Origin of the sequence: Mesorhizobium sp. M0077 (assembly GCF_040322955.1) — a bacterium.
Taxonomy (GTDB): Bacteria; Pseudomonadota; Alphaproteobacteria; order Rhizobiales; family Rhizobiaceae; genus Mesorhizobium.
The window spans coordinates 101949-119841 of the sequence record NZ_JAMYUL010000016.1 but is presented as its reverse complement, the minus strand read 5'-3'; the positions used below and the strand labels follow the sequence as shown (position 1 = coordinate 119841).

Genomic DNA, 17893 nt, shown 5'->3' with positions numbered 1-17893 from the left:
GAAACCTGTTAGTCCAGACCGCCGATTGGCGTGTCCAGACACTGTGGCGTCCTGCTGGGAGACGGAAGGCTTTGAAACGCCACACTGAAACGGCTAGGGTCGCGGCATTCTTGGCGAGGGGCTTCGATGTTGCAATATGTTCTGACCGTAGCGCTGGCGCTTTCAGCAGCGCCCGCGCTGGCCAATGATACGACCGCCGAACTCGGCACAGGTGGCCTGATCCTGTCGCGTAGCGACGCGGTGTCGATGCAAAGCGAGGACCTCTATATCTCGCCGGAAAAGGTCACGGTCGACTACGTCTTCCACAACAACACGGACAAGGATGTAAATGCCATCGTCGCTTTTCCGCTGCCGGACATCGAAGGCAATCCGGAGGAAATGCCGGCCATCCCGGAAAACCAGAGCGACAATTTCCTTGGCTTCGAGGTGACGATCGATGGCGCGCCGGCAAAGCCGCAGCTCGAGCAGAAAGTGTTCGCTGTCGGCATCGATATCGGCGCCGATCTGAAGGCGCAGAACGTGCCGTTCAATCCGTTCGGCGATGCGGCCAAGGCGGCCCTGGCGAAGCTGCCGAAAACGGTCGCCGAGGATTGGGAAAACCGCGGCATCATCATCGAGGATACGGGCAGCGACGGTACCGAGGCGAACAAGGTCTATACGCCGTGGTGGCAGTTGCGCTCGACCTATTGGTGGCGCGCGATATTTCCGGCCAACAAGGATGTCCACGTCTCGCACCGCTACAAACCGAGCGTCGGCGGCACGTCATCGGTGAGTTTCTTCTATGACGGCAAGTTCACCGAGGGCATCCAGTACACGACCTACAAGACCCGCTACTGCATGGACGACAGCTTCGAGAATGCGGTGCGGCAGGCCGCCAAGGCCGACGGTTATCCGCATTTTTACGAGAACCGCATAGCCTATATCCTGACCACCGGCGGCAACTGGGCCAATGGCAGCATCGGCAAGTTCAAGCTGACCGTCGACAAGGGCAATCCGAAAGCGCTGATCTCGTTTTGCGGCGACAATGTCAAGAAGGTCGGGCCGACGACCTTCGAGACCAAGGCGCAGGATTTCTATCCCGAGCACAACATCGACATATTGCTCTTGGAGCCGTCGGATGACGGCGATGCCAACTGATGGATGTCGCGATCTATGTCGCCATCGCGCGCAATGACGCTATTTTGCGGCGCTTCGTCACTGGTGCAATCCGTTTTGATGAGCCATAGAAATCTTATCGCATCGAGGTTGATGGCATTTACCCTAGCCTACGACTGTTGAGTGTGGGGATGGGCGATTGGTAGCGAAAAAAATACAAATGCCTTCCGCGACGTCGATCGTCGCGAGAAGTTATCCCGATCACGTTATCGGAATCGAGAACCAATTACCTTGGCATCTGGGAACGGACCTTCGGCATTTTAGGAAAAGAACCGAAGGGCATGCCATTATAATGGGAAGACGGACATTCGAATCTATTGGCCGACCGCTTCCTAAGCGAGAGAATATCGTCCTCTCCAGAACTCCAGTTCCGGACGCTCGCGGAATAAAATGGGCGAAGGATATAGAGACTGCTCTTCTCTTGGCCGATGTATATTCAATTTGCAATTTTAAGAAGCAATTTTTTGTCATTGGTGGAGAGCGAATTTATGGTGAGTTCCGCAATTACATAAACAAGGTGTATTTGACGGAGGTATTTTCTCGAGTTAACGGTGACGCTAAGTTTGACTGGCAGTTCGATAGAGCTCATTGGCGCTACTACAAAGAGAAAGAATACCCTAGGTCTGATATCGACGATCATCCTTTTCGCATCACCACACTGGTGAGGCTGAAGCCCGAGCATCGATTTGAAGCGACTGATCGCTTGTTACGAGCAGACCCACAGGTGGCTTCGTTCTTGGATCGTTATTCTTCAATGATCGCCACCGCGCCGATGCATTCCGTTGAAGAAGAGCAGTTGCCGCTGCTTTAATATGAGGCCTAGAAGGCCGATCGCGTTGAAAGCGCATCGCTGCGTCCCTATAGAAGAACAACTGGATTTTGCGCCGCAACGCCGGCGCCGAGGGAATTCCAAGCGAAAGGACATTCATGCCCTGGAACGACAAGAGCGGCGGTGGCGGCGGCCCATGGGGCGGCGGCGGCGGCAACAATCAGGGACCCTGGGGGCAGGGACCGAAGGGGCCTAGCGGCCCGCCGGGGTCACCTCCCGATCTCGAAGACATCATCCGCCGCGGCCAGGACCGGCTGCGGCGCGCGCTGCCCGGTGGCGGCGGCGCCAGCCCGGCCGTCTTTGCGCTGATCGCAGCGGCTCTGATCGTGCTGTGGGCGTTCAAGGCGGTCTACACCGTGCAGCCGGACGAGGTTGCGGTCGAGCTGCGCTTCGGCAAGCCGAAGGCGGAGCTGTCGCAGCCGGGTCTGCATTTCCATTGGTGGCCGGTCGAAACCGTCGAGACGGCCAACATCGCCGAACAACTCGTCGATATCGGTGGTGGCGGCGCGACGAGCGGCAACTCGTCGGGGCTGATGCTTACCGGCGACCAGAACATCGTCAACGTCCAGTTTTCGGTGGCCTATCAGGTCTCCGATCCCCGGGCCTATCTGTTCGACGTCTCCGATCCCGAAGGCATGCTGCAGCAGGTCGCAGAGAGCGCCATGCGCGAAGCGGTTGGCCGGCGACCGGCGCAGGACATCTTCCGCGACGACCGTCAGGGCATCGCCGCGTCGGTGCGTGAAATCATCCAGACGACGCTGGACGGCTACAAGGCCGGCCTGAATGTCAACGCGGTTTCGATCGAGGACGCGGCGCCGCCGCGTGAAGTGGCCGACGCGTTCGACGAAGTGCAGCGCGCCGAGCAGGACGAAGACAAGTTCGTCGAGCAGGCCAACCAGTATTCCAACCAGAAGCTTGGCCAGGCGCGTGGCGCCGCGGCGCAGATCCGCGAGGACGCGGCAGCCTACAAGAACCGTGTCGTCCAGGAAGCCGAAGGTGAGGCGCAGCGCTTCATCTCGGTCTATGACGAATACGCCAAGGCGCCCGATGTTACGCGCCGGCGGCTTTATCTGGAAACGATGGAGAAGGTGCTGAAGGATTCCAACAAGGTGATCGTCGAACAGGGCAATGGGCAAGGGGTCGTTCCCTATCTGCCGCTGCCGGCACTGCAGCCGAAGGCGCCGCCGCCTGCGACCACGGGAGGAGCCCAGTGATGGCCAATCGTCTTCCCATCATCGCGGTCATCGCGGCCGTGCTTCTGTTCCTGCTCTACTCCTCGGTCTTCGTGGTCAACGCGCGCCAGCAGGCGCTCGTGCTGCGGTTCGGCGAGATCGTCGACGTGAAGAATGAACCCGGCATCTATTTCAAGGCGCCTTTCGCCTTCTTCGACGCCGACAGCGTGCAGTTGATCGAAAACAGGGTGCTGCGCTTCGATCTCGATAACATCCGCGTCCAGGTTTCGGGCGGCAAGTTCTACGAGGTCGACGCTTTCATCGCGTACCGCATCTCGGATCCGCGGGTGTTCCGCTCAGCCGTGTCCGGTCAGATCACACTGGCCGAAGCACGACTGAGGACGCGTCTCGATGCGGCGCTGCGCCGTGTCTACGGTCTGCGCGACTTCGAGGCGGCGCTCTCGGAAGAGCGGGCCGTGATGATGCGTGAAGTGCGCGATCAGCTGCGGCCCGACGCTACCTCGCTCGGCCTGCAGATCGAGGATGTGCGCATCCGCCGAACCGATCTGACGGCTGAGGTTTCGCAGCAGACCTTCGACCGCATGAAGGCCGAACGTTTGGCCGAGGCCGAACGGCTGAGAGCACGCGGCAAGGAGGCCGCGCAGCGCATCACCGCCCGCGCCGACCGCGAAGTGGTGGAAATCGTCGCCGAAGCGCGCAAGGAATCGGAAATCCTGCGTGGTGAAGGTGAAGCCCAGCGCAGCGCGACCTTTGCCGACGCCTACAAACGCGATCCGGCGTTCTTCGACTTCTACCGGTCGATGAATGCCTATGGCACGGCGCTGGACAACTCCGGGACGACGATGGTGCTGTCGCCGAACTCGGAGTTCTTCCGCTTCTTCCGCAATCCGGACGGGACGGACGCGAAGCCGGCGGCGCCTGCGGCTCCGGCGACGGCACCTGCCGCGCCGGCGACGGCACCTGCCGCGCCGGCTGCACAACCTGCACCCGCCCAGTAGGGCGGTGCAGGATTTCCTTGCGGCCATAGGCCTGGTCCTCGTCGTAGAGGGTCTGGTCTATGGCGGCTTTCCCGGCCTTGCCAAACGTCTTGCCGGCGAAGTGCTGTCGACGCCGGAAATTGCGCTGCGCATCGTCGGGCTGGTGGCGATCGCCATCGGCGTCGGCATCGTCTGGTTGGTGCGTGGCTGAGGACCGCTGATCTGCAATTCCAGGAAAGTGTGAGCGGTTTTCCGTCCGGAATTGCGTAAAAGCAAAGGGATCGAACGGTTCGCCGTTTCCGCGAAACGGCGAACCATTCTAAGGTGTAACGGAGGATTTATCCTCCTGATGTGGCCATAGCCGCAAACGTGCCGTATTTCTTGCCAACATGACGCGACGCGGCGTTTTGCCGAAGCGCTTTTCTTTTCAGCAATCCGGGAGGCTTTCGATGACATCCAACACCCTTCTGCGCGCGGCGCGGCGGACGTTCATCGCAGGTGCTGCGGCACTTCTGGTCTGCGCGCTTGCCGTTCCGGCTTTCGTGACGCCGACGGTGGCCGCGGACGGACCGGCTTCGGTTGCCGACCTCGCCGAAGGCCTGCTCGGTGCGGTGGTCAACATCTCGACGTCGCAGACCGTGAAGGGCACGGAAGGTCCGGGCGCGGTGCCGATGCCGCAGCTGCCGGAGGGTTCGCCGTTCCAGGATTTCTTCGACGACTTCTTCAAGAACCGTGGCGGCGACAAGGATGGCGGCGCGCAAAAGGTGCAGTCGCTGGGCTCCGGCTTCGTAGTCGACGCCGAGCAAGGCATTGTCGTCACCAACAACCACGTCATCGCCGATGCAGACGATATCGAGGTGAATTTCTCCGACGGCGTGACGCTCAAGGCGACGCTGGTCGGCACCGACACCAAGACCGATGTGGCGGTGCTCAAGGTCGACCCGAAGGGCCACAAGCTGACGGCGGTGAAGTTCGGCGATTCCAACAAGATGCGCGTCGGCGACTGGGTGATGGCGATCGGCAATCCGTTCGGCCTTGGCGGCACGGTGACGGTCGGCATCGTCTCGGCCCGCAACCGTGACATCAATTCCGGCCCCTATGACGACTTCATCCAGACCGACGCCGCCATCAACCGCGGCAATTCCGGCGGACCGCTGTTCAACAGCCTGGGCGAGGTCATCGGTATCAACACGGCGATCATCTCGCCGTCGGGCGGCTCGATAGGCATCGGTTTCTCCATCCCCTCGCAGCTTGCCTCGGGCGTCGTCGACCAGCTGCGCCAGTTCGGCGAGACCCGTCGCGGCTGGCTCGGCGTGCGCATCCAGCCGGTGACCGACGACATCGCCGAGAGCCTTGGCATGGCGACCGCCAAGGGCGCGCTGGTGGCCGGCGTGATCAAGGGCGGACCGGTCGACAACGGCACAATTCTCGCCGGCGACGTCATCATCAAGTTCGACGGCAAGGACATCCATGAAATGCGCGACCTGCCGCGCGTCGTGGCGGAAAGCCCGGTCGGCAAGGCGGTCGACGTGATTATCGTGCGCAAGGGCGTCGAGCAGACGGTAAAGGTGACGCTCGGCCGGCTTGAGGACGGCGAGAAGGTCGCCGCCGGTGAGGACGGCACTACCGATGAGGACAAGGGCGGCGACAAGGCGCCCGCGGTCTCCACGGCCTCGGTGCTCGGCATGACCGTCGGCGAGCTCAATGACGACACACGGAAAAAATTCGGCATCGCGGCCGACGTCTCCGGCGTCGTCATCACCGACGTCACCAAGGATTCGGCCGCCGCCGAGCGCGGCATCCAGGCCGGCGAGGTGATCACCGAAATCGCCCAGGAATCGGTCGCGACCCCGAAGGACGTCATGGACCGGATCGGCGCGCTGAAGGAGCAGGGCCGCAAGAACGCGCTCTTGATGCTGGCGTCCAAGACAGGCGAGTTGCGCTTCGTGACGATCCGGATGGATTGAGTCCGGTCAGGCCTGCAACGATCTGATTTCGAAATGAAAAGGGCGGCTAGTTAGCCGCCCTTTTTCTTGCCTGCCAGTCCTTGCGCGACAGGGTGTAGAGGACATGCCGCTTGAGGTGCGGGTGGCTGTCAGGGATGGATGGGTGGTCGAAATCGCGAGCCGGGTCAGGGCTCATGCCAAGACGCTCCATGACGGCCGTCGAGCGGCGGTTGGCCGCGACGGCGAAGGAGACGATCTCGTCCCGGTCAAGCGTTTCGAAGCCAAAGGCGAGCCAGGCTTCGGAGGCCTCCGTGACATAGCCCTTGCGCCAGAATTCCGGCGCCAACCGCCAGCCGATCTCGATCGTATCGGAAGGCAGGGACGGCACGTGATCGGTCTTTAAGAGACCGACGAAGCCGATGCATTCCCCAGTCGCGGCGATCTCGGCGGCGGCAAAACCAAAGCCGTCCTCGGCGATCCAGCCCCGAAACTCGTCCATCTTGGCATCCGTCTCGGCGCGGTCGCGGCGGAACGGAAAGAATTCCATCACCCGCTCGTCCGAATTGATGCGGTGGAAGAGTTCGCGATCGCGGTCTTCCCAGTTGCGCAGGATGAGGCGCTCGGTGCGCATCGGTTTCATTGGGCGAACTCTTCCTGGCGGTAGCCCTGGAGATAAAGCAGCGCGGTGAGATCGCCATGGTCGATGCGGACCTTGGCTTCGGCAGCAACGGCCGGCTTGGCGTGGAGCGCGACACCGGTGCCGGCCAGACGGATCATGTCGAGGTCGTTGGCGCCGTCGCCGACCGCAATCGCATCGAATGGCGTCAGGCCGAGGCGGGCCGAGATCTCGCTCAGCGCATCGGCCTTGGCGGCGCGGCCGAGGATCGGCTCGGCGACGAGGCCGGCAAAGCGCCCGTTCTCCTCGATCAGGCGGTTGGCACGGTTTTCCTGGAAGCCGAGCATGGCGGCGACACGGCTGGTGAAGACGTCGAAGCCGCCGGAGACAAGCGCCGTCCAGGCGCCATTGGCGCGCATCGTCCGCACCAGGGCGCGGCCGCCCGACGCCAGCGTCAGGCGGTTCGCGATGATGCGGCCGACGACGGCCGTATCGAGGCCTTTCAGCAACGCTACGCGTTCCCGTAAGGCGGGCTCGAAGGCGATCTCGCCGTTCATCGAGCGTGCGGTGATGGCGGCGACGCGGTCCTTGACGCCGATCTCGTCGGCGAGTTCGTCGATGCATTCCTGGTCGATCATGGTTGAATCCATATCGGCAAGCAGGATTGTCTTGCGGCGGCTTTCGGCCTGCTGAACGATCACGTCGACCGGCTCTGAACCAAGTGCTGTGCGCAAGGCCGCACTTGCCTCAGCGGCTTCTGCCCCCTCGGGCAACACCAGATCGCAGGCGACGCCATCGCCCAGCCAGCGAACAGCGCTTGCACCGACCGACCGTGAGGCGATATTCGCAAGCGAGGCCGACATCGCGCGGCGGAGGGGGTGGGACACAAGCGTGGCAATGAGCGGCATCGAGACTTCCAAGCAGCTAGGCGAGGGCGGGCAGGCGGGCGAGGGCCGCGTGAAGAACGCGATCCTGATAGCCGGGCCGACAGCCAGCGGCAAGTCGGCGCTGGCGCTCGATCTCGCCGAGCGCAAGGGCGGCGTCATCGTCAACACCGATTCCATGCAGGGCTATTCGGTGCTCGATGTGCTGACGGCGCGGCCGAGCGCCGCCGAACTCGGCCGCGCGCCGCACTTTCTCTATGGCCATGTGCATCCCTCCACCGCCTATTCCACCGGCGCCTGGCTGCGCGACGTGATGAAGCTGATCGATGACGGCACGCTCGCCCGACAGCCCGACGACGCCGCCTTTGAACGTCCGGTGATTTTCGTCGGCGGCACCGGGCTCTATTTTCGCGCACTTGCCGAGGGCATTTCGGAAATGCCCGACATTCCGCAGCAGGTACGCGACCGCTGGCGCTACGAGTTAAAGGAGCAAGGCGCAGCCAAGCTGCACCGCATCCTGATGCATGACGATTCGGCGGTCGCCATGCAGCTGAAGCCGACCGACGGCCAGCGCATCGTGCGGGCGCTGGAGGTGCTCGACGCATCCGGCCGCTCCATCCTAGAATGGCAGGCAGCGCGCGGCCGGCCGCTGATCGACCGCGACAGCGCTCGGTTCTTCGTTATCGAGCCGGACCGCGCCCCCCTTGTCGAGCGGATCGAAACAAGGTTCGACCGCATGCTCGATCTCGGCGCGCTCGATGAGGTCAAACGGCTTGCGGCGCTTGGCCTCGATCCCGGCCTGCCGGCGATGAAGGCGATCGGCGTTCGCGAACTTTCGGCTGCCATGGCGGGTGACATCAGCTTTCCTCAGGCCATCGAGCGCTGCAAGGCAGCGACGCGGCAATATGCCAAACGGCAAACGACGTGGTTTCGCCATCAGCTGGGACCGGAATGGCTGAGATTGCAGCCCGGCGGCCGCTTGCAAACCGCGATTTGATTTTCGTGCTGCCAATACAATTAAAGAAACAGAAGTAGGAATGAACATTCCCGCTCCGGTTGTCTGGATTAACCGTCCGTAAGGCGCCGGCATGCCATAGATCCGGCGGGTACTTTGCAACGGGAAGCAGATGCGTTTCCACAAGGCGGAATCCGCATTTTTCGTCTTTATTTTCGTGATCCTGGCCGCAGGCCTGGTGACGCTTTATGCCTATGGTCAATTGCAGTTCATCGCGGTCGGTCACGATACGACTTCCCGGGTCGAGAGGATCGCCTATCTCAACACGCTGCTGTTTGTCACCGGGGTGCTGCTGGCGACAGCGCTGTTCTTCGGCGTGTTCTTCATCTACCCGCTGATCCGTAGGCAGGCCACGGAAGAGGGCAAGCTGCGCGCCATGACGGTTTCGCTCAGCGCCCGCTCGGAAACGCTGCAGCATGCGGCATTGACCGACGGCCTTACCGGCATGCAGAACCGGCGCTACTTCGATGATGCGCTGAAGGAATATCTCGAGGAATTCCGCCGCATCGAAAAGCCCGTCGGGCTGATGATCCTCGACCTCGATCATTTCAAGCAGGTCAACGACACGCATGGCCACGATGTCGGCGACGAGGTGCTTAGGGCAGTCGCCAATTGCCTCAAAGGCATGACGCGCTACCACGATGTGGTGGCGCGGCTTGGGGGCGAGGAGTTCGCCGTCGTCACGCCCAACATGGATGCGGAGTTGTTGGGGAAGTTCGCCGAACGCATCCGCAAAGCGATTGCCAACATGTCGGTGCTGTCGGGCAATGTCCGCCTCAAGATCACCACCAGCGTCGGACTAGCCGTCTGGGATCGGAAGGAAACCGCCGAGGAATTCTACCGCCGCGCCGACCGCCAGCTCTACGAGGCGAAGAGGCAAGGCCGCAACCGCGTCTGCGCCTGAAATCCCGGCATTTAAATTCGTGAGGCTGGCCGTTTGATGCCGTCTTCTGCGCTTCCGGCCTTCGCCGGCCGAAGCACTCATGAGGTGGTAGCGGCAGCTATGGCTACGGCCGGCGTAGGCCGGTGCTCACGGACTCAATGTCCGCTCCGCTCCGGTTCTCGAAGTCGACACCGACCGACTCAGCCTGACGAATTTTCTGGCGTGATTTACCCAAGCGGCCAACGAAGCCGAGCCCTGGCGCTCCGGCGGCTTCTCAATTGGCCGGCAAAAAAGTCGCTACGCTGAAGGTCAATCGTTCTGCGGGCGCATGCCGAAGGTTGTGGGCTTGAGGCCGTAGCGCAGGTCGAAATCGTCGTCGGGCTGGACGCGCTGGGCGGTGGCCGGCTTGCGGTAATCGGGATCGCCGGCCTGGCGGCCGGAGTCCACGACCTCGGCGAAGGCCATCTGCTGCTGCGGTTTCGGGACGTTGCGCAGCCGCTCGACGATGGCGGCGAGATCGACGTCGTTGCCGTCCTGCGAGAACTCGTCCTGCTCTCGCTTGGCGGTGCCGGGGATCAGGTTCTCCGCCAGTTTTTCGAACTTCAGCCGCATGGTCGTCGCCACGCCTTCACCGAAGGCGATGGCTTCGCGCTGGCCCATGGAGGACAGAAAGGCCAGCGTCGAGGCGGAGGAATCGGCGATCGCCGAGCGGATGATCGCCTGGTCCTGCTCATTGGCCAGCCGCATGGCGAAGAAGGTCGAGCATTGCGACAGGATGGTCGGATCGAGTTCACCCGGGCGCTGGGTGACGACGCCGAGATAGCAGCCATATTTGCGGCCTTCCTTGGCGATGCGCGACAGTGCATGCCTTGTCGGGGCGAAGCCTAGGCGCGGATCGGCCGGCATATAGCGGTGCGCTTCCTCGCACAGCAACAGCAGCTTCAGCCGGCCCTCGCTCCACAGCGCAAGGTCGAAGGCCAGGCGCGCCAGCACCGAACAGACGGAGTTGACCACTTCGGACGGCATGCCGGCCATCTCGAAACAGGTCACCGGGCGGCCATGATGCGGCACACGGAAAATATTGCCGATCGTCTCGTGGATCGTGTCCTCGATCAGCCGCGAATTGAACATGAAGCGATAGCGCGGGTCGGACGCGGCGGACTCGATGCGCGTCTTCAGCGATTTCAGCGTCGGGCGGTCGTTCTTGCTTTCCAAGAGGCCCATGCGCTCGTCGATCTGCTTGATGAGATCGACCATGCGGTAGGGCACCGGCGTGTCGGCGGTCAGCGCATCGCTGCCGCGGCGCACGTAAGAGCCTGAATTGGGATTGCGATAGAGGTTCTTGGCGGCGGGGATCAGGTCGCGCAGGACATCGACTTCTTCCGGCACGACCTCTCGGCCGCGAAACAGCACTTCGGCGAATTCTTCGAGCCTGAACATCCAGAACGGCAGATCAAGCGTCTTGGAATCGACCCGGACGCAGAACTCAGGCAGGGATGCCGCAAATTCATTGTGCGGATCGAGAATGAGGATTCGCAGATCGGGCCGGGCGGCGATCGATTTGCGCAGCAGCAGCGAGATGGCGGTGGATTTGCCGACGCCGGTTGTGCCGACAACGGCAAAATGGCGCGCCAGCGTGTCGTCGATGGCGATGTTGGCGTCGATCGACTCATCCTGCGACAGCGTACCGATGGTGATCGAATGACGCCCGGCGAGATCGTAGACCGCCTGCAGATCACGGGTACGGATGCGGTGCGCTATGGCGCCGATATGAGGATAGGTGGTGATGCCGCGGTCGAACACCGGTTTGGCCCCCGGTTCGGCGCCGTCGCGCACTTCGCCGATCAGCTCGACGCTGACCTCGATGGGATTTTGTCCCTCATTGCTCCAGGCGCGATCCGACTTGCCGATTTCGTAGACCAGACCAACGGTGCGCGATGTCCCGAGATTGATGGAGATCATCTTGCCGACGGTCCACAGGCCGGTGACCGCGCCTTCGATGTCGTCGGCATAGGCGCTGATGGTGGCGCGCGCACCGTCGCACTGCACGACGTTGCCGAGAATGCGCTTGTCGCTCTGCTCTGCGCGGCGGCGCTCCTGCGAGGTCGGTTCGCCGACGGAGGCTTCGCGCTCGACAAACATCCGATCCGATCCCCATTCTCGTGGAGCGTCGATCCTACACAGACGGGGTTAAGGTGGCGTGATGCGGGATGGTGTAGCAGGGGTTAACCCGTCAGCGAAAATTCAACCGGCCGGCCTCTTTTCCGAATCCAAATATTCGATATATTGGACGAATGACTGATATAGCGAATGACATGTCGGCCACGATAGGCAGACGAATCCACGCCGAAAGAGCCTTGCGGGACTGGTCGTTGGCCGACCTGGCGAACCGCTCCGGCGTCTCCAAAGCCATGCTCAGCACTATCGAGCGCGGCATGACCAGCCCGACGGCCGCGCTGCTGGTGCGCATCGCCGCTGCTTTCGGCATGACGCTGTCGACGCTGATAGCACGCGCCGAGCAGCAAGGTGGCGGCCTGCTGCGCGAGAGTGAGCAGCCGGTTTGGCGCGACCCCGGTACGGGCTATGTCCGTCGGCATCTGTCGCCGGTTTCCGACACGCCGCTCGAATTGATCCGGGTGCAACTGCCGGCTGGCGCCAGTGTGAGTTTCCCGGCGGCGTCCTATGCCTTCATCAAGCAGCAGATGTGGCTGATCTCCGGGCGACTTGAGTTCACCGAGGGTGATATGGTGCATAGTCTCGAGCCCGGCGACTGCCTGGCGCTCGGCGCGCCGTCGGACTGCACGTTCCATGCCGTCGGACCGCAGCCGGCCGACTATCTGGTTGCGCTGGTCAGGGGCTGAAATCGTGGCAAGACGTCCCAAGCGCTCCGACAATGGCGGACCGCCGCTCGATGATTACAAGGGCCCGCCATGGGGCAAGGGCGATCCCTACATCTTCCTGGCCTGGCAGGCAGCGCATGCCAAGGCGTGGAAGGCGCCAAGCCGTGACGTGATGCTGATGCGCATGGAAAAGGCCGAGCGGCTTGGCCTGACGTATGAGGAATACACGCTCGAAATCCTCGAGCGCGGGCTGCATCTGCAGCCGAAAGACACCGATCGCATCGCCGCGATCAAGGCGAGACGAAAGCGGCGCCGCGTCGCGCGTCTGGATTAGCAAGGCAAAGTGCAGGTGAGTCCCATCGAAATCAGGTCGCTGACTGCGGGAACACGCGACATGCTGGCCGACCTCCTGATCGAGACGGTCGCGGCCGGCGGCTCCGTCAGCTTCATGCATCCCTTATCCAGGCAAGCGGCGGAAACTTTCTGGAGCAACTCGTTGATGGCAGCAGAGAGAGGCGAAAGAGCGGTGCTGGGCGCTTGGTATGGCGACGCGTTGGTCGGCACCGTCACCTTGCTGCTCGACTTTCCGGTCAATCAGCCGCACCGGGCCGAGATCGCCAAGCTCATGACCCGCGTCGAACACCGCGGCAAGGGCATAGCGAGCCGGCTGATGCGGGCGGCCGAAACGCTCGCCGTCGAGAAAGGCCGCACGCTTCTGGTGCTGGACACCGCAACCGAGGAGGGCGCTTCCGGCCTTTACGAAAAACTCGGCTTCACGCTCACTGGCGAAATACCGGACTTTGCCCTGAAACCGCATGGCGGGCTGACCGGCACGCTCATCTACTGGAAGCGCATCGGCGGCGCTGCCTAACCCTTGTGGTGAACCTCTTGCAGCGCGTAGACCGGCGTGGCGATGCCTTCCATGCGCGCCTTCAGCTGCAGCGCCAGGAACTGGGAGTAATGGCGCGACTGGTGCAAATTGCCGCCATGGAACCACAGCGCCTCCTGCTGCGTCGGCTTCCACATGTTGCGCAGCTCGCCTTCCCAGGGGCCTGGGTCCTTGGTGGTGTTGGAGCCGAGGCCCCAGCATTTGCCGACCTTGTCCGCGACCTCCCGTGAGATCAAATCGGCCGCCCAGCCATTCATCGAACCGTAGCCGGTGGCGTAGACGATGAGATCGGCCGGCAGTTCCGATCCGTCGGAGAGCAGAACGGAGTGCTCCTTGATCTCCTTCACGTCGACACCGCTTTTCAGCTTGATCGACCCGTCGATGATCAGGTCGGAGGCGCCGACATCGATGTAATAGCCCGAGCCGCGCCGCAGATATTTCATGAACAGGCCGGAGCCGTCATCGCCCCAGTCAAGCATGAAGCCGGCCTTTTCCAGGCCCTTGTAGAATTTGTCGTCCCGCTTCTTCATCTCGGCATAGGCCGGGATCTGGAATTCGTGCAGGATCTTGTAGGGCAGGGAGGCAAAGACGAGGTCGGCCTTGGCTGTGGTCATACCGCTCGCGACCGCCTTTTCCGAATAGAGCGAGCCCAGGCCGATCTCCATCAGCGTGTCCGACTTGACGATGTGCGTGGTCGAGCGCTGCACCATGGTGACGTCGGCGCCGGCCTCCCAAAGGGCTGCTGCAATGTCGTGGGCGGAGTTGTTCGAGCCGATGACGACAGCTTGTCTGCCGACATAGGCATCGGGTCCCGGATGCTTCGAGGAGTGATGCTGGTCGCCCTTGAATGTGTCCATGCCCTTGAAGTTCGGCATGTTGGCCTTGCCGGATTGCCCCGTGGCCAGCACCAATTGTTTCGGCTTCAGCGTGATGTCCTTGCCGTCGCGGCGCACGACAACGGTCCATTCCTTTTTCTTGTCGTCATAAACGGCGCTCTTGGCCTCGGTCGATGACCAGTAATTCAGCTCCATCACCTTGGCGTACATTTCCAGCCAGTCGCCGATCTTGTCCTTGGGCGCGAAGACCGGCCAGTTCTTGGGGAAGTCGATATAGGGCAGATGGTCGTACCAGACCGGGTCGTGCAGGCAGAGCGATTTGTAGCGCTTGCGCCAGCTGTCGCCGGCACGCTCGTTCTTCTCGACGATGATGGTGGGCACGCCGAGTTGCCGCAGCCGGGCGCCGAGCGCGATGCCGCCCTGGCCGCCGCCAATGATGAGCGTATAGGGCTGCGTCTTGAAGCCGAGTTCGGCGGCTTCCTTCTCGCGCTCCTCCTTCCAGGTCGGGCGGTTCTTGCCATGGCCGTGCTTGGCGCCGAGCGGGCGGTCGAAACCGGCCGGCTCCTCATGGCCCTTGAGCTCGACCATAGTGGTGAGCAGCGTCCAGATCTTGCCGTCCTTCAGCCGGATGTGGCCGAAGCCGCGCGCGACAGACGTTTCGAAACTGATCCAGCCGTCGAGCACGCCGTCGCTTTCCGCGGCATCCTCGCCCTTGGCGATCGCCCAGTTCGACGGTTTGGTCCTGGCCAACTGGCTGACCAGCATGTCGCGCACCTGGTCGCGGCCTTCCATTGTCTTGATGTTCCAGGTGAAGGTGACGAGATCGCGCCAGTAACAATCCTCCTGGAAGCAGGCGACGGCCTTGTCGATGTCGCCGGCGGTGAGTGCCGCGCCGAAGCGATCGAGCAGGTCGGAAAGCTTCTTGTTGGGGGCCTTGTCGAGCATTGAATCTCCTCCGCGATTTTTCCTGGCCGCCTGTAGCGAGCGGAACCCTGCCGAAGCTTGACGTCCGGCCTGGCGCAGTATCGCGGCAAATTATGCGTCGCGTCACGTCGTCCAATAGTTTGCCGCGTATTCAGGGGCTTATCGGGAAATCGGGACGCCGAAGACCGTTGCGAACCAGCGGCGGACCGCTTCTTCGGCCGGGCTCAGATGCGCGCCCGAAGGTGCGGTCAGATAGTGGCCGGCACCGCTCGACAGAGCGAAGCCGGAAAGGGTGACAAGCGATCCTTCGCGCAGTGCCGCGTCGGCCAACGGTCGCGATCCCAGCACCATGCCGGCGCCGTGCTTCGCCGCCTCCAACGCGGTAACGAAACTGTCGAATTTGTGCGTCGGCCCCAGCGCCGGCTCCATTCGTGCGACGGCGAACCATTCGCCCCACATTTCCCGCGCGCCGACCACTGTAAGTCTCGGCAATCCTGTCCAATCCTTGGCCTTGGCGAGATGTGGCGACGCCATCGGCGTCAAGGTTTCGCGGGTGAGGCGGTCGGCCTGCCGTCCGGCAAAGGAGCCGGAGCCAATGCCGAATCGGATGTCGAGACCCACAAAGCGCTCGCCATAATCGGCCGGTGTGTGGATGGTCTCGATCTGCAGCTGGACGAAGGGCAGGTCCTTGGCCATTTGCGGCAGCTTTGGCGCGATCATCAGCACGGCAAAGGAAATCGGCGAGCGGATCGTCACGCTCTGGACGGTCTTGGGTTCAAACAGCTCGCGCGTGCTGTTGGCGATCACGGCGAAGGCCGATTGCAGATGCGGCAGGTACGCGGCACCCTCCGGCGTCAATTCGACGCCGCGCGCCAGGCGGATGAACAGCGGCTGCTTCAACCGCTCTTCGAGAGAACGGATGTGCTGGCTGACCGCAGCCTGGGTCAGGCCAAGCTCGGCCGCGGCGGCGGTGAAATTCGACAGCCGCGCGGCGGCCTCGAAACTGCGCAGCCAGTCGAGCGGGGGCAAGGGCAGGGTTGTCAGAGGCATAAACTGTTTATGGCCTTTGGCTGCAAAATGATAATTTGAGTTATGCCTTCGACATCATCACGATGCAACCGGAAACCCTGCGGAGTTGGCTGCGGGGCGCAGCGGACAGGAACGGATCCCCATGCTTACCCAGGCGCTGATCGGCGACGAAGGAAGGACGATCGACCTCGGGTGGAAGGATGGCGCGCGCACTCGCTTTCACGCAGTGTGGTTGCGCGACAATGCGCTCGACGACAAGACGCGCAGCGCCGGCAACGGCCAGCGGCTGATCACCATTCTCGACATTCCCGCGCAGACATGGATCGGCGCAGCCGCGATCAAGGGCGATGCGCTTGAAGTCAGTTTCGAACCGGAGGGAAAGACGGTGCGCTTTCCTGCGGCATGGCTGAGCGCCAATGCCTATGACCGCGATGCCGCCCGACAGCCCGGCTGGACAGGCGAGGGCACCGTGCGATGGACCAGGGCCTCTATGCAGAATTCGGTGCCCCGAGCCGGCTATGTCGCGGCCAGCCGCGACCGCGCCGTCTTGCGGCAATGGCTGTCGGCGGTGAAGACCTACGGCTTCGCGGTGATGGACGATCTGCCGGCCGAATCCGGGGCGCTGTGCAAAGTGTCCGATCTGTTCGGCTATATCAGGGAGACCAATTACGGCCGCTGGTTCGAGGTGCGCGCCGAGGTCAATCCAACCAATCTGGCCTACACCAATCTTGGCCTGCAGGCGCACACCGACAACCCCTATCGTGATCCGGTGCCGACCTTGCAGATCCTGTCCTGCATCGAAAACACGGTGGAGGGTGGCGAATCCAGCGTCGTCGATGGTTTTGCCGTGGCGGCCGCGCTGCAGGCCGAAAACCCCGAAGGCTTCCGGCTGTTCAGTTCATACCCGGCGCGTTTCGAATATGCGGGGTCGTCGGGCGTGCGATTGCAGGCCAAGCGGCCGATGATCGAGCTCGGGCCGGATGGCGAACTCATCGCCATCCGCTTCAACAACCGCTCGTTGGCGCCGACGGTCGATGTGCCGTTCGCGGAGATGGAGGCCTACTACGCCGCCTATCGCCGGTTTGCCGAACTGATCGAGGATCCGTCCTTCGAAGTCACCTTCAGGCTTGAGGCGGGCGAGGCCTTCATCGTCGACAACACCCGCGTCATGCATGCCCGCAAGGCGTTCTCCGGCACCGGCAAGCGCTGGCTGCAGGGCTGCTACGCCGACAAGGATGGCCTTTTGTCGACGCTGTCGGCGATCGAACACAGCTTCAAGGAAGCAGCGGAATGAGCAGCCAAGATTTGAACGCGAGCAACATCGTCGAATTCATCGCCGATATTTTCGAACGCCGAGGGGCGGAATCCTATCTCGGCGAACCCGTCACCATGTCGGAGCACATGTTGCAGGGCGCCTGGTTCGCCGAAAAGGACGGCGCGCCCGATGTGCTGGTGGCGGCAGCACTGCTGCACGATATCGGCCACTACACCAGCGAGTTCGGCACCTATTCGCCCGACGATGTCGAGGACAAGCATCATGACGAAGCCGGCGGCGAGGTGCTGGTGCCGTTCTTTCCACCGGTGATCGTCGAATGCGTCAGGCTGCATGTCGCGGCCAAGCGCTACCTCTGCTCTACCGACCCGACCTATTTCGGCAGGCTGTCGCAGGCCTCGGTCCACACGCTGTCGCTGCAAGGCGGGCCGATGAATGCCGAAGAGGTGGCAGAGTTCCGCAAGAACCCGTTCCACGAGGAAGCGGTGCGGGTTCGCATCTGGGACGAGGCCGGCAAGATCGCCAACATGAAGACCCGGGCATTTCGCGACTACATGCCGCTGCTGCAACGGGTTGTCCGCGACTTCGCCAATCGCGCCTGATC

Annotated in this window: 18 protein-coding genes; 13 read left to right on the top strand and 5 right to left on the bottom strand. The window is 62.6% G+C overall.

The window, feature by feature from the left end:
- Nucleotides 1-126 precede the first annotated feature (126 nt).
- The 6 genes from NKJ57_RS25850 to NKJ57_RS25825 all read left to right on the top strand — a co-directional run bounded on the left by NKJ57_RS25850 (nucleotide 127) and on the right by NKJ57_RS25825 (nucleotide 6121).
- Nucleotides 127-1137, top strand: coding sequence for a DUF4424 domain-containing protein (locus NKJ57_RS25850; RefSeq protein ID WP_352513015.1), 1011 nt, complete (start codon nucleotides 127-129; stop codon nucleotides 1135-1137).
- 157 nt (nucleotides 1138-1294) lie between these two features.
- The gene (locus tag NKJ57_RS25845) at nucleotides 1295-1966 is read left to right on the top strand and encodes a dihydrofolate reductase (RefSeq protein ID WP_352513017.1); all 672 of its coding nucleotides are present in this window, start codon (nucleotides 1295-1297) and stop codon (nucleotides 1964-1966) included.
- Between the two features lie 116 nt (nucleotides 1967-2082).
- A complete protein-coding gene (gene hflK / locus NKJ57_RS25840; RefSeq protein WP_023696986.1) occupies nucleotides 2083-3198 on the top strand; it encodes an FtsH protease activity modulator HflK in 1116 nt (371 codons plus the stop codon).
- A complete protein-coding gene (gene hflC, locus NKJ57_RS25835; RefSeq protein WP_023682089.1) occupies nucleotides 3198-4175 on the top strand; it encodes a protease modulator HflC in 978 nt (325 codons plus the stop codon). The genes hflK and hflC overlap by 1 nt, the downstream gene beginning before the upstream one ends.
- 4 nt (nucleotides 4176-4179) lie before the next feature.
- A complete protein-coding gene (locus NKJ57_RS25830; protein ID WP_023668333.1) occupies nucleotides 4180-4365 on the top strand; it encodes a DUF2065 domain-containing protein in 186 nt (61 codons plus the stop codon).
- 238 nt (nucleotides 4366-4603) lie between these two features.
- Nucleotides 4604-6121 carry a DegQ family serine endoprotease gene (locus NKJ57_RS25825; RefSeq protein WP_352513019.1) on the top strand — a complete coding sequence of 506 codons (1518 nt, stop codon included), beginning with the start codon at nucleotides 4604-4606 and terminating at the stop codon, nucleotides 6119-6121.
- A gap of 46 nt (nucleotides 6122-6167) precedes the next feature.
- On the opposite strand, the gene NKJ57_RS25820 is transcribed toward NKJ57_RS25825, so the two are convergent.
- Complete coding sequence (locus NKJ57_RS25820) at nucleotides 6168-6740, bottom strand: GNAT family N-acetyltransferase (protein ID WP_023703010.1); 573 nt, start codon at nucleotides 6738-6740, stop codon at nucleotides 6168-6170.
- Nucleotides 6737-7624 carry a phosphoserine phosphatase SerB gene (serB, locus tag NKJ57_RS25815; RefSeq protein ID WP_352513021.1) on the bottom strand — a complete coding sequence of 296 codons (888 nt, stop codon included), beginning with the start codon at nucleotides 7622-7624 and terminating at the stop codon, nucleotides 6737-6739. The genes NKJ57_RS25820 and serB overlap by 4 nt, the downstream gene beginning before the upstream one ends.
- Between serB and miaA the strand changes: the two genes are divergently transcribed.
- Together miaA and NKJ57_RS25805 are read left to right on the top strand one after the other, a co-directional pair.
- Nucleotides 7614-8597 (top strand): tRNA (adenosine(37)-N6)-dimethylallyltransferase MiaA, encoded by a 984-nt coding sequence (gene miaA / locus NKJ57_RS25810; protein WP_352513022.1) that lies wholly within the window; start codon nucleotides 7614-7616, stop codon nucleotides 8595-8597. The genes serB and miaA overlap by 11 nt on opposite strands.
- A gap of 130 nt (nucleotides 8598-8727) precedes the next feature.
- On the top strand, nucleotides 8728-9519 hold the full coding sequence (locus NKJ57_RS25805) for a GGDEF domain-containing protein (RefSeq protein ID WP_023668337.1): 792 nt from the start codon (nucleotides 8728-8730) through the stop codon (nucleotides 9517-9519).
- A gap of 288 nt (nucleotides 9520-9807) precedes the next feature.
- On the opposite strand, the gene NKJ57_RS25800 is transcribed toward NKJ57_RS25805, so the two are convergent.
- Nucleotides 9808-11640 carry an ATP-binding protein gene (locus tag NKJ57_RS25800; RefSeq protein WP_023668338.1) on the bottom strand — a complete coding sequence of 611 codons (1833 nt, stop codon included), beginning with the start codon at nucleotides 11638-11640 and terminating at the stop codon, nucleotides 9808-9810.
- A gap of 152 nt (nucleotides 11641-11792) precedes the next feature.
- Here NKJ57_RS25800 and NKJ57_RS25795 point away from each other — a divergent pair, with 152 nt between their 5' ends.
- From NKJ57_RS25795 to NKJ57_RS25785, 3 genes are read left to right on the top strand one after another with little or no spacing between them, the layout of a single operon-like run.
- The gene (locus NKJ57_RS25795) at nucleotides 11793-12359 is read left to right on the top strand and encodes a helix-turn-helix domain-containing protein (RefSeq protein WP_023668339.1); all 567 of its coding nucleotides are present in this window, start codon (nucleotides 11793-11795) and stop codon (nucleotides 12357-12359) included.
- 4 nt (nucleotides 12360-12363) lie between these two features.
- A complete protein-coding gene (locus NKJ57_RS25790; RefSeq protein WP_023682084.1) occupies nucleotides 12364-12672 on the top strand; it encodes a hypothetical protein in 309 nt (102 codons plus the stop codon).
- A 15-nt stretch (nucleotides 12673-12687) separates the two neighbouring features.
- Nucleotides 12688-13209: a GNAT family N-acetyltransferase gene (locus NKJ57_RS25785; protein WP_023690909.1), complete on the top strand. Its 522-nt coding sequence runs from the start codon at nucleotides 12688-12690 to the stop codon at nucleotides 13207-13209.
- On the opposite strand, the gene NKJ57_RS25780 is transcribed toward NKJ57_RS25785, so the two are convergent.
- Both NKJ57_RS25780 and NKJ57_RS25775 read right to left on the bottom strand, forming a co-directional pair.
- Nucleotides 13206-15008 (bottom strand): NAD(P)-binding domain-containing protein, encoded by a 1803-nt coding sequence (locus NKJ57_RS25780; RefSeq protein ID WP_352513024.1) that lies wholly within the window; start codon nucleotides 15006-15008, stop codon nucleotides 13206-13208. The two genes, NKJ57_RS25785 and NKJ57_RS25780, sit on opposite strands and share 4 nt — an antisense overlap.
- Nucleotides 15009-15146: 138 nt before the next feature.
- Complete coding sequence (locus NKJ57_RS25775; RefSeq protein WP_352513025.1) at nucleotides 15147-16037, bottom strand: LysR family transcriptional regulator; 891 nt, start codon at nucleotides 16035-16037, stop codon at nucleotides 15147-15149.
- Between the two features lie 121 nt (nucleotides 16038-16158).
- On the opposite strand from NKJ57_RS25775, the gene tmpA reads away from it, so the two are divergent.
- Nucleotides 16159-17310 carry a 2-trimethylaminoethylphosphonate dioxygenase gene (gene tmpA / locus NKJ57_RS25770; RefSeq protein WP_352513026.1) on the top strand — a complete coding sequence of 384 codons (1152 nt, stop codon included), beginning with the start codon at nucleotides 16159-16161 and terminating at the stop codon, nucleotides 17308-17310.
- Nucleotides 17307-17891 carry a (R)-1-hydroxy-2-trimethylaminoethylphosphonate oxygenase gene (tmpB, locus tag NKJ57_RS25765; RefSeq protein WP_352513027.1) on the top strand — a complete coding sequence of 195 codons (585 nt, stop codon included), beginning with the start codon at nucleotides 17307-17309 and terminating at the stop codon, nucleotides 17889-17891. The genes tmpA and tmpB overlap by 4 nt, the downstream gene beginning before the upstream one ends.
- Nucleotides 17892-17893: the final 2 nt, after the last annotated feature.

Coding starts and splice junctions, on each gene's coding strand:
- tmpA (WP_352513026.1), top strand. CDS start 16,159: ATGCTTACCCAGGCGCTGATCGGCGACGAAGGAAGGACGATCGACCTC.
- NKJ57_RS25805 (WP_023668337.1), top strand. CDS start 8,728: ATGCGTTTCCACAAGGCGGAATCCGCATTTTTCGTCTTTATTTTCGTG.
- miaA (WP_352513022.1), top strand. CDS start 7,614: ATGAGCGGCATCGAGACTTCCAAGCAGCTAGGCGAGGGCGGGCAGGCG.
- hflC (WP_023682089.1), top strand. CDS start 3,198: ATGGCCAATCGTCTTCCCATCATCGCGGTCATCGCGGCCGTGCTTCTG.
- NKJ57_RS25820 (WP_023703010.1), bottom strand. CDS start 6,740: ATGAAACCGATGCGCACCGAGCGCCTCATCCTGCGCAACTGGGAAGAC.
- NKJ57_RS25795 (WP_023668339.1), top strand. CDS start 11,793: ATGACTGATATAGCGAATGACATGTCGGCCACGATAGGCAGACGAATC.
- hflK (WP_023696986.1), top strand. CDS start 2,083: ATGCCCTGGAACGACAAGAGCGGCGGTGGCGGCGGCCCATGGGGCGGC.
- NKJ57_RS25780 (WP_352513024.1), bottom strand. CDS start 15,008: ATGCTCGACAAGGCCCCCAACAAGAAGCTTTCCGACCTGCTCGATCGC.
- NKJ57_RS25825 (WP_352513019.1), top strand. CDS start 4,604: ATGACATCCAACACCCTTCTGCGCGCGGCGCGGCGGACGTTCATCGCA.
- tmpB (WP_352513027.1), top strand. CDS start 17,307: ATGAGCAGCCAAGATTTGAACGCGAGCAACATCGTCGAATTCATCGCC.
- serB (WP_352513021.1), bottom strand. CDS start 7,624: ATGCCGCTCATTGCCACGCTTGTGTCCCACCCCCTCCGCCGCGCGATG.
- NKJ57_RS25850 (WP_352513015.1), top strand. CDS start 127: ATGTTGCAATATGTTCTGACCGTAGCGCTGGCGCTTTCAGCAGCGCCC.
- NKJ57_RS25800 (WP_023668338.1), bottom strand. CDS start 11,640: ATGTTTGTCGAGCGCGAAGCCTCCGTCGGCGAACCGACCTCGCAGGAG.
- NKJ57_RS25775 (WP_352513025.1), bottom strand. CDS start 16,037: ATGCCTCTGACAACCCTGCCCTTGCCCCCGCTCGACTGGCTGCGCAGT.